The 13,516-nt window shown below is 30.8% G+C and carries 15 protein-coding genes; 3 read left to right on the plus strand and 12 right to left on the minus strand.

The window, feature by feature from the left end:
- Position 1: 1 nt before the first annotated feature.
- The 3 genes from QZZ53_RS03425 to QZZ53_RS03435 all read left to right on the plus strand — a co-directional run bounded on the left by QZZ53_RS03425 (position 2) and on the right by QZZ53_RS03435 (position 3,979).
- Complete coding sequence (locus QZZ53_RS03425) at positions 2 to 2,236, plus strand: molybdopterin cofactor-binding domain-containing protein (protein ID WP_296381500.1); 2,235 nt, start codon at positions 2 to 4, stop codon at positions 2,234 to 2,236.
- A gap of 160 nt (positions 2,237 to 2,396) precedes the next feature.
- Positions 2,397 to 3,230, plus strand: a complete 834-nt coding sequence (locus QZZ53_RS03430) for a universal stress protein (protein ID WP_296381503.1) — start codon at positions 2,397 to 2,399, stop codon at positions 3,228 to 3,230.
- A gap of 5 nt (positions 3,231 to 3,235) precedes the next feature.
- A complete protein-coding gene (locus tag QZZ53_RS03435; protein ID WP_296381505.1) occupies positions 3,236 to 3,979 on the plus strand; it encodes a VIT1/CCC1 transporter family protein in 744 nt (247 codons plus the stop codon).
- A gap of 8 nt (positions 3,980 to 3,987) precedes the next feature.
- On the opposite strand, the gene QZZ53_RS03440 is transcribed toward QZZ53_RS03435, so the two are convergent.
- The 12 genes from QZZ53_RS03440 to QZZ53_RS03495 all read right to left on the minus strand — a co-directional run bounded on the left by QZZ53_RS03440 (position 3,988) and on the right by QZZ53_RS03495 (position 13,487).
- Positions 3,988 to 4,647 (minus strand): hypothetical protein, encoded by a 660-nt coding sequence (locus tag QZZ53_RS03440; protein ID WP_296381508.1) that lies wholly within the window; start codon positions 4,645 to 4,647, stop codon positions 3,988 to 3,990.
- 20 nt (positions 4,648 to 4,667) lie between these two features.
- Complete coding sequence (locus QZZ53_RS03445) at positions 4,668 to 5,117, minus strand: hypothetical protein (RefSeq protein WP_296381509.1); 450 nt, start codon at positions 5,115 to 5,117, stop codon at positions 4,668 to 4,670.
- Between the two features lie 62 nt (positions 5,118 to 5,179).
- The gene (locus QZZ53_RS03450) at positions 5,180 to 5,632 is read right to left on the minus strand and encodes an Hsp20/alpha crystallin family protein (protein ID WP_296381511.1); all 453 of its coding nucleotides are present in this window, start codon (positions 5,630 to 5,632) and stop codon (positions 5,180 to 5,182) included.
- A 99-nt stretch (positions 5,633 to 5,731) separates the two neighbouring features.
- Positions 5,732 to 7,105 (minus strand): MBL fold metallo-hydrolase, encoded by a 1,374-nt coding sequence (locus QZZ53_RS03455; RefSeq protein WP_296381514.1) that lies wholly within the window; start codon positions 7,103 to 7,105, stop codon positions 5,732 to 5,734.
- Positions 7,105 to 7,959 carry a restriction endonuclease gene (locus QZZ53_RS03460; protein ID WP_296381516.1) on the minus strand — a complete coding sequence of 285 codons (855 nt, stop codon included), beginning with the start codon at positions 7,957 to 7,959 and terminating at the stop codon, positions 7,105 to 7,107. The genes QZZ53_RS03455 and QZZ53_RS03460 overlap by 1 nt, the downstream gene beginning before the upstream one ends.
- Before the next feature lie 76 nt (positions 7,960 to 8,035).
- On the minus strand, positions 8,036 to 8,443 hold the full coding sequence (locus QZZ53_RS03465) for a hypothetical protein (RefSeq protein WP_296381518.1): 408 nt from the start codon (positions 8,441 to 8,443) through the stop codon (positions 8,036 to 8,038).
- Positions 8,444 to 8,456: 13 nt separating this feature from the next.
- A complete protein-coding gene (locus QZZ53_RS03470; RefSeq protein ID WP_296381519.1) occupies positions 8,457 to 9,311 on the minus strand; it encodes a universal stress protein in 855 nt (284 codons plus the stop codon).
- A gap of 42 nt (positions 9,312 to 9,353) precedes the next feature.
- Complete coding sequence (locus QZZ53_RS03475) at positions 9,354 to 10,190, minus strand: universal stress protein (protein WP_296381523.1); 837 nt, start codon at positions 10,188 to 10,190, stop codon at positions 9,354 to 9,356.
- A gap of 73 nt (positions 10,191 to 10,263) precedes the next feature.
- On the minus strand, positions 10,264 to 11,106 hold the full coding sequence (locus QZZ53_RS03480) for a universal stress protein (RefSeq protein ID WP_296381525.1): 843 nt from the start codon (positions 11,104 to 11,106) through the stop codon (positions 10,264 to 10,266).
- A gap of 23 nt (positions 11,107 to 11,129) precedes the next feature.
- Positions 11,130 to 11,978 carry a universal stress protein gene (locus QZZ53_RS03485; RefSeq protein WP_296381527.1) on the minus strand — a complete coding sequence of 283 codons (849 nt, stop codon included), beginning with the start codon at positions 11,976 to 11,978 and terminating at the stop codon, positions 11,130 to 11,132.
- A gap of 269 nt (positions 11,979 to 12,247) precedes the next feature.
- A complete protein-coding gene (locus QZZ53_RS03490; RefSeq protein ID WP_296381529.1) occupies positions 12,248 to 12,634 on the minus strand; it encodes a hypothetical protein in 387 nt (128 codons plus the stop codon).
- Complete coding sequence (locus QZZ53_RS03495; protein ID WP_296381531.1) at positions 12,627 to 13,487, minus strand: universal stress protein; 861 nt, start codon at positions 13,485 to 13,487, stop codon at positions 12,627 to 12,629. Before QZZ53_RS03495 ends, QZZ53_RS03490 begins: the two co-directional genes overlap by 8 nt.
- Positions 13,488 to 13,516 lie beyond the last annotated feature (29 nt).

A 13,516-nucleotide genomic window follows, 5' to 3' on the forward strand; every position in this document is an offset into this window, starting at 1 on the left:
TATGAAAAATCAAAACAAACTAACTTTTAGCAGACGTAATTTTATAAGAACATCTGCACTTGCCAGTGGTGGACTTTTAATCGGGTTCAACTTTTTTAATTCTTGTAAAGAAGCAGCCGTTCCTCCTGTTGATGTTTCAAAACTGAACTTCAATGATTTTAACGCTTTTATCAAAATTGCAAATAACGGTTATGTCACTATTTTTTCTCCTAATCCAGAAATTGGCCAAGGAGTAAAAACCTCTATGCCAATGATTATTGCAGAAGAATTAGATGTACCATGGGATCATGTTAGTGTAGAGCAAGGTGCTTTAGATACTGAAAATTTTCAAAGACAAGTTGCAGGTGGAAGTCAGTCTATTCGTTTTGGTTGGGATGCATTACGCCAAACTGGTGCAACTGCAAAACAAATGCTAATTAACGCAGCTGCAGTAAAATGGGGAATTGATGCGGCTTCTTGTTCAGCTTCCAATGGAATTATAAAAAACGCTAATGGAGAAACCTTAGGTTATGGAGATGTAGTAAATGAAGCTGCAACTCAAGAAGTACCCGAAAATGTGGCTCTAAAAGAACCAAAAGATTTTAAAATTATTGGTAAAGATGCTATTAACGTAGATATAGATGATATTATAACCGGAAAACCATTATTTGGATTGGATTATAAAGTCGATGGTATGTTATATGCCTCAGTACTGAGACCTCCTGCATTTGGGCAAATTTTAGAATCATATGATGCTGCCGAAGCTAAAGCTTTACCTGGAGTAATTGATGTGATTACTATTGGAGAAAAAGCGAGGAATTATTTAAATCAAGATGAGTTTGACAGATCTGCACATTGGAGTGTACGCTTAAGTGAAAGTGATAAAGTCGTAGTCATTGGAAAGACAACTTGGGATGTTATAAAAGGTAAAAAAGCTATAAAAGCTATATGGAAAGATAAATCCTCGACTGAGAGCACTGAGCAGCATGATAAGGAATTGAATGATTTATTGAATGGTAAAAAGTTTAATACCATGAGATCAGATGGTAATGTAAAGAAAGTTTTTGCTGGTGCTGATAAAGTTATAGAGCGAGTTTACGAATCTCCTTTCTTACCTCACAACTGCATGGAGCCAATGAATTTTTTCGCAAATATCACAAATGAAAAAGTGCATTTAGTTGGACCAATACAAACTCCAGAAGCTGCTGCAAAGGTTGTAGCATCATTATTAAATCGTAATCTTGAAGATGTACATGTAGACATGACGCGAATGGGTGGAGGTTTTGGAAGACGTCTATATGGAGATTTTGCATATGAAGCTGCTGAAATTGCAGATAAGATAAAACAACCTATAAAATTAATCTCTACAAGAGAAGACGATATGACTACTGGTGTTTATAGACCAGCTATTAAATACAAAATTGCTGCAGCATTAAAAGATGGTAAGATTACTGGGTATCATTTAAAAGAAGCTGCTGTTAATAGTAATATGTATGGTCTAATTCCAAACTTTTTCCCAGCTGGAGCCATTGAGAACTATCAAGTAGATATCGCTAATTATCAAAGTAATATTACTACTGGAGCTTGGAGAGCACCTTACACCAACTTCCTCGCCTTTGCTGAACAAAGTTTTTTTGATGAATTAGCAACAGAATTAAATATCGATCCTGTACAACTACGTTTAGATTTACTCAAAAATGTAAAAGATGGTGAGGATGTAACTATTGAGTATTCCGCAGAACGAATGACAAATACTATTAAACTTGCTGTTGAAAAAGGTAATTGGGGAAATAGCAAAAATGGAGTTTACCAAGGATTTGCAGCTTATTATAGTCATAATACACATGTTGCAGAAGTTGTAGATATTACAATGAAGAATGGACAACCATCAGTTGAAAAAGTTACTGTAGCTGTAGATTGTGGCATTGTTGTTAACCCAACAGGCGCGAAAAACCAAATTGAAGGTGGTGTTATTGATGGTATTGGCCATGCAATGTATGGAGACTTTTCTTTTAAAAATGGTAAGCCGCAAGATGTCAACTTTAATACCTATCGTTTAATTAGAATGAAAGAAACACCAATAGTTGAAACCTATTTTGTTGAAAACGAGTTGTCGCCAACCGGATTAGGTGAACCGGGTTTACCTCCTGCAGGAGGTGCTTTGGCTAATGCCATTAAAGCTGCAACAGGACAAATTTTAACTAAACAACCTTTTATTAAGTCTTTACAAGATCGCAAGACAGATTTGAATGTTTAATTCAAAAAACACTTAAACAGAAAGGCTTTATCTATTAGGTAAAGCCTTTCTGTTTATTGGTTAATTGGTAACATTCATTTTAAGAATTTAGTAAGGTATGACCATTATCATATTTATTTTCAGCTAGATATAGTACTTTTCTTAAGCAAATAAAAGTGTTATGAAAAACATACTGCTACTCACGGACTTTTCAGAAAATTCAATTAATGCAATGCGCTATGCGTTACAATTATTTAAAGAAGACACCTGTAATTTCTTTGTACTTCATGTTGAAATGTCTACATCCTATATTAGTGACGACTTAATGTTAGCAGGAAATCAAAGTATTTACGATGTTCTTATAAAAAAGTCAAAGCATGCATTAACGAAACTAGTAAGAGAACTTAAAAGCGAGTTTAATAACAAGAATTTTAATTTTGAAATAATTGTTGACCATGACGTGTTAATAGACTCCATAAACCAAGCAATATCATCTAAAACTATTGATTTGATTGTTATGGGTACAAATGGTGTTACTGGAGCCAAAGAGGTTGTTTTTGGTAGTAACACGATTAATATTATACGCAAAGTCGATTGCCCTACTCTAGTTATTCCTGAAGGTTTTGAATATAGAATTCCTAATCATATTTTATTGCCGTTAGACCTATTTGATTCTTTAAGCGGAACTGCCTTTACTGACATTTTAAAGTTTACTAATCGCTATTGTAAAAAGCTTCACCTTTTAAGAATTAAGCCTCAGAATGAGGATTCTAAGGAAGCTCTAAAAGACAACAATCATATTAATTATTTTTTGAAAGAAACTAATTATGAATATCATGCAATAAACAATATACCTACAGAACATGTTGTTAGTTGCTACACTCAAACTCATCATATCGATTTAACAGCTTTAATAGTACAAAAAGAAAGTTTTTTTGAACGCTTTTTTATTGGTTCTCCTACAACAGAAATAAGTAATAAAATTAGAGTTCCTTTACTCATCTCTCACTCTTAAAACTTATGAATGCACTTTTAGAACATGAAGAAAACAGTATTCATAACACAAATAATTGGTTTCATAAATACCAAGACTATTTAGGTGAATTTGTATATGGAGGCATTGATGGAGCAGTTACAACATTTGCGGTAGTATCTGGTGCTGTTGGTGCAGGCTTAGATAAAAAAATTATAATTATTCTAGGATTTGCAAATTTACTTGCTGATGGATTTGCCATGTCAGTTGGTGCTTACCTTTCTTCAAAATCTGTCAAAGACAATTACAATAAGCATAAAGCTGTGGAGTATTGGGAGGTAGATCATCTACCAGAAAGCGAAAGAAAAGAAGTTGAAGACATTTATCGCAATAAAGGGTTTACAGGAAATTTATTGCAAAAAGTTGTAGATACTATTACAGCAGATAAAGACCGTTGGGTCGATGTGATGATGAAAGATGAACTAAAGATGTCTGAAGAAACTAAATCCCCATTTATGATGGGATTTGTAACCTATATTTCATTTATTTCAATTGGCATAATTCCATTAATAATTTATGTCTGGGACTATATAGGCACTTTTCCAGGAAACCTATTTGTTTGGACCAGTATATTTACATCTATAGCTTTTATTTTTATTGGATTCTTAAAAACCTATGTTACTCAAACTAGTAAACTAAAAGGCATTTTAGAAACACTCATTTTAGGCATTTTGGCCGCAATGGTTTCCTATTTTGTTGGTGATATTCTCGAAGGTATTATATCCGCTTAGCAAGTTTCTTATTCTATAGGTCTTTCAATAGCTTCTAAAATCCTAGGGCTAATCAATTGTTGTTCTTCTAAAACAGTAACAACTAACTTTACATAATCACTTACAGTAGTATCAATGGATTGTGGATCTACTATATCTATATAACCTTTCCAAATAAGTTCTCTGTCTTTAGAAGGGCAAATACAGAACATAGATGTTTCTGCATTATAGACTGTATATTCTTCATAATAATCTGGATTATAAAAAACATCTTGATACCTTAAATAATCGTCTTTAAATCGTATGAAGGTTTTATCATAAACATCAAAGTTCTTACTGTAGGCAATTTTATCCTCTACTCCTATTACTTTTGAAAATAAAACGGTATCAAAACCATCTCTAATTAAATCATTTTCTAGTATTTTGAGCTCGGCTTCTGTTAACTTTTCGGTTTTAAATGATGGCTTAAAAAAGTCCATACTTGTAATTGCTTCGATACCACGCATTTCTAATTGTTCTTTAAGCTGATCCTCAAATTTTTGTTTTGCAACGATGTTAGGTGTTAACCCAACAATTAAAACTTTAGAAGGCGAATAAGTATCTATATCTGGACTTTTCCAGCTATCAACAAGTTGAGATGTAGAGCAACTTAATACTAATAATACTATAATAACTAATGAGCGTTTCATAAGAGTTGTTTTTAGTTTAATCATTGTTTATCCAATAGCCGTTTTTGTTTTCCTTCTTTCATTACAATCTTTATTAAATTAAAGAGCTTCGTTTTAATAGACTTGTATCGCTTTTGAAATTCGCTTATTAGCTCAATAAGATTTCGATGTTCTTTTCTGTAAGCCATTTCTTCTTGGATTTGATCTACTCCATCAACAAGAATAGATAATTTTTTTTCGTGTGATATGACAGCATTTATTAAAACTTGCGTCTGTTTAACAATTTTGCTGAGTTTAACGATTAAGATTTTACTTTCTTCAAAATGATTATTATCTAGTATTTGAAGTGTAAACGATCTAATTAAATCTTCAAAAAAAAGTTGTTCTTCTTTGCCGAATTCTAATTCTGACAACCATTTTTTAGAGGTGTCGTGCATATCTTCTGCACTTAACCATTCAGTATGCCTTGCATTGGTCTGTATTGTTTTCATGAGAATTAGGTTTAAAAAGCAGAGTGTACATTTACAATACACTCTGCTTTAATTAATAGGTTTTAGATAACTTCTATAACTTTTTTAGGTTGCTCTTTTGCTTCTTCTTTTTTATGAAGATTAAGTTTAAGAATACCATTTTTGTAGGTAGCCTTAACTTCTTGATCTGTGCTTACAGATTTAGGCAATGTTAATGATCTTCTAAATGAATTGTAACTAAATTCTTTACGAGTATAATCTTCCTCTTTCTCTTCAACTTCATGCTTTTTCTCACCACATACATTAAGAATATTATCGTCTATGGTTACTTCGAAATCTTTTTTAGAAAAACCAGGAGCTGCAAATTCAATTTCAAAATCTTCATCGTGCTCTTTCACATTCATTGCAGGCATTAAACTATCTTCTTCAAAAAAGTCATTGTTAAAAAAGTCATCACTGCTCAAAAAACTCTTTAAGCTTTCATTATTCCAAGATGGGAATAATCTGTTTCGGTTATTAAATTTAATAAGTGACATAATTTATAGGTTTTAGAATTAAACTTATTTTTTTACGTCTCTAATTTACTAACAGCATGTGTTTTTCGAAATGATATTAATCAGTTAAACACTTTAGCATTAAATAATTACTTTATCGACATCAGTCAATTTCGGAATACGCACTGTCCAACCGTATGTATCTTTAATTTTAACTCTAAACGCATCTAATGCCGTCGGTTCACCATGAATTAAATATACTTTTTCTGGAACATTTTTAATGTTTTGCATCCAGTTTATTAAATCTCTTTGATCGGCATGTGCAGATAAACTTTCAATACTTTTTATCGTTGCCTTAACTGGATAATATTTGCCAAAAAATCGTATTTCATGAACACCATCTTGCAATTGTCTACCACGTGTTCCTTCTGCTTGATAGCCAACTAATAAGACTGTTGTTGATGGTTCATCGATAAGTTGCTTCAAATAAGTGAGCACTCTTCCACCAGTAACCATTCCACTACCAGCAATAACAATTTTTGATCTTTTATCATCAATAGTTTCCCATGTTTCTCTATAGGATTGTACAATATTGACGTGATTACACATTTCATTATACTCAGCTGGAGACAGTTTGTGCCAATTAGGAAAGCGCTTAAATACGTCTAAAACATTATTTCCCATTGGGCTATCAATAAAAATAGGAATGTTTGGTATTTTATGTTTTTTGTAAAGTTGCCAAAGAATATACATAAGAGTTTGTAAGCGCTCAACAGCAAAACTTGGTATAATTAAATTACTCTTTTTGTTTATGGTTTTTTTTATTAGTGATGCCAGTATTTCTTCTATGTCTTCTTCTGGATGCAATTTATTACCATACGTACTTTCTATAAACAAAAAATCTGCCCATTCTGGAGTTTTAGGATCATCTAAAAGATAATCATTACGTCTTCCAATATCTCCTGAAAAAACGAAACGTTTTTTGTTTATATCTAATTCAATAAAAGTAGCTCCAATGATATGTCCATTATATTGAAAACGATAAGATATATGCTCTGATAAAGGCATCCATTTATCATCAATATTTGCATGAAATAATTTTATAGTCTCTTCTGCCTCTCTAATAGTAAAAAAGGGCAATGCTGGATTGTGTTTAGTGTATTTTTCTTTATTCGCTTTTTCAGCCTCTTCTTCATGTATTTTGGCACTATCCTTTAATATAATTTCTGCAATTGCCAGCGTTGGTGCTGTGCCAATAATCTTACCTCTAAATCCTTGTTTAAATAATCGTGGTAAATAACCTGTATGGTCTAAATGTCCATGTGTTAATAAAACGACATCTATCGCTTCAACATCTATAGGAAGATCGCTCCAATTCAATTCTCGTAGTTCTTTTAGCCCTTGAAACATACCACAGTCAATTAATATATTTTGTTCTAAGGTTTCAATAAGGAATTTAGAACCTGTGACAACACCTGAGGCTCCTAAAAAATTGATTTTTGCAAAATTTTCCATTACTTGTGATTTTCAATGGTGCATAATTGTGATATTTCATTAAATATTTTTTCTTTTCTAACTTCTGAAACACCTAAATGATCTAAATAAAATTTATCATGTATTAGCTCTCTACAAAGCACCACATCTCTGCTTAATAAAAACTGCTTTTCTCTATTAGTGAGTAATGTAGACACAGTAATTGGGTATAAACCTAAACGGTCAATACGGTCCTTTAGTCCATCATTTTTCGGGTAATCCCAACTTAATAAATATAAGCCACAGCACTTACTATACTTTATTGCATCATCTGTAAACCTTGTATTAGTTACTACCCAACCTTTTGAAAGTGAAGTTCCATTTTTCGGATTAGCATTCCAATGCGTTTTTACATCTTGGTATCTCGAATTAATATATAATGGAATTTTGACGTTGCAATTAATACCTTGTTCCCCATGAAATTTACACTCTATTAATGTAGTTTCATTCCCTTTATGGGCAATTACGTCTATCTCATGCGTCACACATTTTCCTTGTAATACTTTACCAACTTTTACTTTATAGCCAGAATATTTTAAAACAGCACCTATAAAACATTCAAAAGGAAATCCTGTTGGTCCTAACTCATAAATTGCCTTTTTAAGCTTGTATTTTGAAGCTAAATAACTCTTCTTTTTCTTTAGCAATGCAAAGGCTCTATTATAGATTTCTTTTGTAGAAATACCTTGATACAATTCATCCCGAACCTTGTCTATAATTTGACTAACAGTCTGTTTATCTGCGCCAGTTCGCTTTAAAGATCCTTGTAATTTGTCTAGTGAAAATTTAACACGCTCACCTGATGATTTTGTAATATCAAAACTCTCATTTTTCATTTGTTACTATTTTAAAAAACTGCCAAAACAAAAATCATTCTGACAGTTTTTACTTAACTAATAAAATTGTCGAAACTTAATTCAACCCAAAGAAACTTCTTACTAAAGCTTTTATTTGATTATCTGTCATACTATCAGCCTTTTTCACTCCTTTTATTTTTGTGCTTAAGCTCTTGTAATTTTCGTGCAATTCAGTACTAAATTTCTCATTAGTTTCTGCTGGTCCAAAAATCACTAATGCATCTGTTTCTTTAATTTGCGTAGCAATAGTTTTAAAATACTGCTTTAATTGATGCTTTTCTCGTTCTAAGTATTTACGATCTTGCATAACGTCTTGTGGACCGCCTTTTAGCCTTGTACCAGAACCACCATGAATATTAAAATGTTCTATGTTTGAAGAAATTGTATGGAATTTTTCAACTCCATTTTCAATAGTAATAACATGAGCCTTGTCTTTGTCTATCCATATACCTGTTTGTTTCATCTTTAATGTGTTTTTAGTTTCTTAAATCGTGCATCGCCAATATTGGAACGTTAAGGTGAAATGAAATTTCTTTCACCAAAGGACTTGAGAGTATACTGCCAAAAAAAGCATGCTTTTTGTTTATAAAAGCAACCATATCACTACCTCTGCTTTCTACAAAAACATTAACTGCCGTTATAACAGAATTATGAGATAACTCATGAAATTTATAATTTATACCTTGCAAAATTTCTTCTAATAGTTGCTTGTTTTCTTTTTGGTTTTCATCTAATTCACTGGCTTCAGCAACATGAAGTATTACAATTGTTGCATTACATTTTTTAGCAATATCTGTGAGATAGATGAGTTCTCTTCTTTTATAATGTGTTCTATAACTTGTAGGAAATACAATCTCTATAGGCAATGCTAATTTTGCCTTTTGAGGCACTACTATTACTGGGCAATTGCGTGCTTTTTCCATAACATATATTGCTGTACTACCAAATGCTGTAGCTCTAGAATGTGTTTCGCCTTTGGTTCCCATTACAATCATTTCAATATCCTTTTTCTCAACTACAGTTTTAATAGCATCTATAGTATTGCTAAACATTGAAATCGTTTTAAACTGATGCTTAGAATCACTTTTACCTCGTAATATCAGTTTCTCTAAAACTTTAGCTAACCCATTTTCAGAATCCCATTTTTTTGTTTCGTATAATTCACTTCCAGGTTCAAGATTCATTAGACTTTCCAATACATTTCCAGTCGCAGAAAACACATTTAAAATATAAAAATCAGTCGGTTCATTTTTATATAACTCTGTCGCATAATTAATTGCATGCCAAGCATTCTCTGAGAAATCTGTAGGTAATAATATTTTATGTCTCATTGTCGTATATTTTAAGTTACTACTTAACACTATGTAATATTATTATAAGTCTATAGATGGTATTACAAAAAAGGGCACAGTAGCGTGGAACCCAATTTTTTTAATCACTGGCTCATTAATAATGCTTTCAATAAAACTGTGTTTATAATTTATCATTACAAGAATGTTAATGTTAAGTTCTTCAATAAAATCAACAATTGCATTCGCCTTTTTGGTGTAATCTGGCATCCAATGAAATGAATGTGGATAATTCTCTAGGTAAGTTTTAAGCATTGCTACATTGTAGTCTTGCAAATGACTTAAGTTCTTCTCCTCATTAATATGAACTATTCTTATTTTAGAATTATATAACTCTACTAAACGTTTTAATGGAAGTAATTCTTCTCCGTAAAATCTGTTATAATCTGTTGGAAATGCAATCTGTTTTGGCTCTACAAAGTCGTACTCATGAGGTACTAATAGAATTGGACATGATTTAATATGTTTTATAATTTTTACAGTATTGCTACCAAAGAAAATTTCTTTTGCTCCAGTTGCTCCTTTTGTACCCATTACAATAAGGTCTATTTTATACTTTTGAATTGCGAATTCAATCGCATCATCCATAGCTTCAATACTTAAGATTATTTTAAACTCATGGTTAGCATTTACATTTGCATTTTCTGCCATTTCCTTTAATTCTAAAAGCTCTTCTTTAGCATTGTCTGACATCACTTTTAATAAGCGATTAGAGATATTAGACATCGTCGAAGTTTTCATTTTTGTAGAATGCAAAAAGTAAAATACACATTCTTCTTCTGCATATAACTTTAAAGCATATACTGCTGCACACCAAGCGTTATCTGAAAAATCCGTTGGTAATAGTATGTTTTTTTTCATGGCCAGAATCTTTAATTACAGTTGAAAATTAGCACTTACACTTACCCTATGAAATGATATTAATCAGTAATAACTATAGTTTTGAAGGAATTACTAAAAAAGGAACATTTAAGTGAAATCCGATATGATTAATGGTCGATTTAAAAAACAAGTTTTCGAAAAACGAATGCTTATTATTAATCATTACCAATAAGTTTACACGTGCTTTAATTTGAAATTTGGTAATTGCTTCGGTAATATTCTCATTCTTTACATTGTGAAATAAGTGCGCGATGCTTTTAAAATAATTTTCTAATTTTATACGATTTTGCTCCTGTTTTTCTGACAATTCTTTGCTATTAAAAACATGAATAATGTTTATACGTATATTATACAATGAAGCAATATCTATAATTGGTTTTACATGTTTTTCTTTAAAATCGACTTCATAATCTGAAGGAAATAACAGCTCTTGAGGTGTTTCAAAAGAAAAGTCATTAGGTACTGCTAATACAGGACATTTAGCGTTTTTTAAAACATGTACTGTATTAGATCCTAATAGCACTTCTTTTACACCAGAAGCACCATTGGTTCCCATAATAATCATATCCATTGCCTGTCCTTCATAAAGCTCATTAATTTCTGCAGTGAGTGTATTGAAAGATGATAATTGATTAAATACATGATTAGGGTTTTTAAATTCTGTTTCAATTTTTTGCAATAGTATTTCTAAGTTCCTTTTTGAGGATTCTTTTACAGCTTCCAATACATGAAATTGAGGAGAACTTGCCTGCATATACTCATATTGATAAATAATTGGTGTATACGTATGTAATAACGTGAAGCTACATTTTTCATTTTTATACAGTTGAAGTGCATATTTTATAGCATTCCAAGAATTATCAGAAAAATCCGTTGGTAATAGTATTTTTTTCATGGTAATTGATTTTATGTTATTTTTTAATAGCGTCTTATATTTTGTAATGCTAAAAATGGAATATCTATGTACAAGCTTACTTTATCTATAGTAGATTGAAACAATATGTTTTCTAAAAATGAATGTCTTGTATTCATCATAACCAACATATCTACATCATTCTCTTTTATGTAAGCATAAATGGCATTGGTAATATTTTTATCCTTAACCCTTTTAAAATTAATCTGGTTCTTGCACAATTCATCTTTTATAAAACTCTGATTATCTTTTTGTCTTAAAGAAAGTTTTTCACTTTTAGAAATGTAAAGCATATCTATATCTGCTCTATAAGGTGATGCTAATTCGCACAATAGTTTAAGTTCTCTTCTTTTGTAGGGAATTAAATAATTTGTTGGAAATAGAACATGTCTTGGTTGTATGCCTTTATAGTTTTCTGGAATCGCTAAAACAGGACATTGTACATATTTTAATACTTGTAATGTATAGCTCCCAAAGGTTAATCTCCTATCATTAGTTTTACCACGTGTTCCCATAACAATGATATCTATATTCTCTTCATCAACAATTTTATCGGCTTCATCTATAAGCATACTGTTAGAAGAAATTATATTATAAGTGTGACTTGGATTTGGGGAAATTTTTTTTATTTCATTTAAGATACCTTCTAACTTTAATTGAGACCTATTACTAATTATCTCAGTAACCTGATCCATTGTTTCTCTAGATAGTAATTCTTCATCTGCATATATTTCGTCTTGATAAGCATGCATAATAAAGAACTCACTCACATCGTATTTAAATAGCTCCAAAGCATATTTTAGAGCATTCATGGCATTGTCTGAAAAATCAGTAGGAACTAATACTTTTCTCATAACTTTATTGTTTTATGTGATGTTTAAAAGTACATCTCATAACCCATTGAAACTATGACATATATCAGATATAGCATAATTAGAGTCAAATGATTTAGTTCTAATTTCTACAAAATAAAAGAAGCCAAACTAGCGTTTGGCTTCTTTCAAAATTAAATGCAAACTAATAGAAAACCCCATTTTCAATAGTCATAGCTAAATGCTATTTTCAAATGTAACTAGATGTTATTATATATAAAATGATATATATCATTTTTCATTTTCCTTACTTAAATCAGTACGATACCATAAACCTTATTCAGTAAAAAAAGACCAATAAAGAATAACAGCATATATATAACTTGCACAAGCTTAATGTTAACATACTCTAGCCAAGAAATGGTTCGTCTTGGCAGTATAAACAATGCTAATCCAATACATAATGAGAACCATCCTATTAGCGTAATAATAAGTTTATAATTCAGTTCCCAAATATTATGAAATATAATATTTAACAGACCAATTATAATGGCAACAAAAGCAGAAATGATTAAAAATTTTTCGTCTTTTAGATCATTAAATATTTGTTTAATACGTTTGGGTTTTAGGCTTAATATTAAAAAGAAAATAATAAGATACCAGCCCCAAAACTTTGCTAAGAAAATTGAATTATCCATAATATTCGTTTTTTTCGTGTAATACTAAAAATGGTACTTCTGTATGATAGCTTATTTTTTCAACCCTAGAATGAAATAGAATTTGCTGAAAGTAATTTAAATTTTTTGCTACCATACAAATGATATTTATATCTCTACTTTCTACAAAACATTGAACAGCATCTTCTACTCTTCTGTTTGTTAAATAATGAAAACTATAAGGTTGATTATTAAAATATTCTTCTATTAACTCTTTATTTTTCTCTTGTTCATTATCTAGATCTACTTTCTTTTTATTGATATGAAGAATTCGTAATGAGGATCTAAACTGTTCTATAATTTCTATTATTGGTTGCAAAACTTGTAAATTGTGAGACAATGAGAAATCTGTTGGAAATGCTATCTCTTTTGGTAAAATAAATTCTGCGTTTTCTGGGATGGCTAATGTGTTGCACTTTACTTTTGTGATAACATCTGATGTATTAGTGCCTAAAATAATCCTTCCAAATCCTGAGGCTCCTTTTGTTCCCATTACTATAATATCTATACGTTTTTCATTTACTATTTTACGGATAGACTCTATAAAAAAATTATAATCCGTAAGTGTATAAAACTTATGATTCTTTTGATTTGGAGATTCTTTTGAGATACGTTTTAAGATATTACGCAGTTGCTTTTTAGCTGGTTTTGTATAAATTTCTTCGATATAGTTTTGGTCAATAACTATTGACGTATCATTAGCAGCTAGATGCCCCAATTTATTAATATGCAATACATAAAAATTGCATATTTCATTTCTAAAAAAACGGAGAGCATATTTTATGGCATTCCATGAATTCTCCGAAAAATCGGTAGGAAGTAATACATTCTTCATAATACTTATAATTTAAAGTATCAAATGTA

Origin of the sequence: Winogradskyella sp. (genome assembly GCF_016744625.1) — a bacterium.
In the GTDB taxonomy this organism is placed as follows: Bacteria; Bacteroidota; Bacteroidia; order Flavobacteriales; family Flavobacteriaceae; genus Winogradskyella.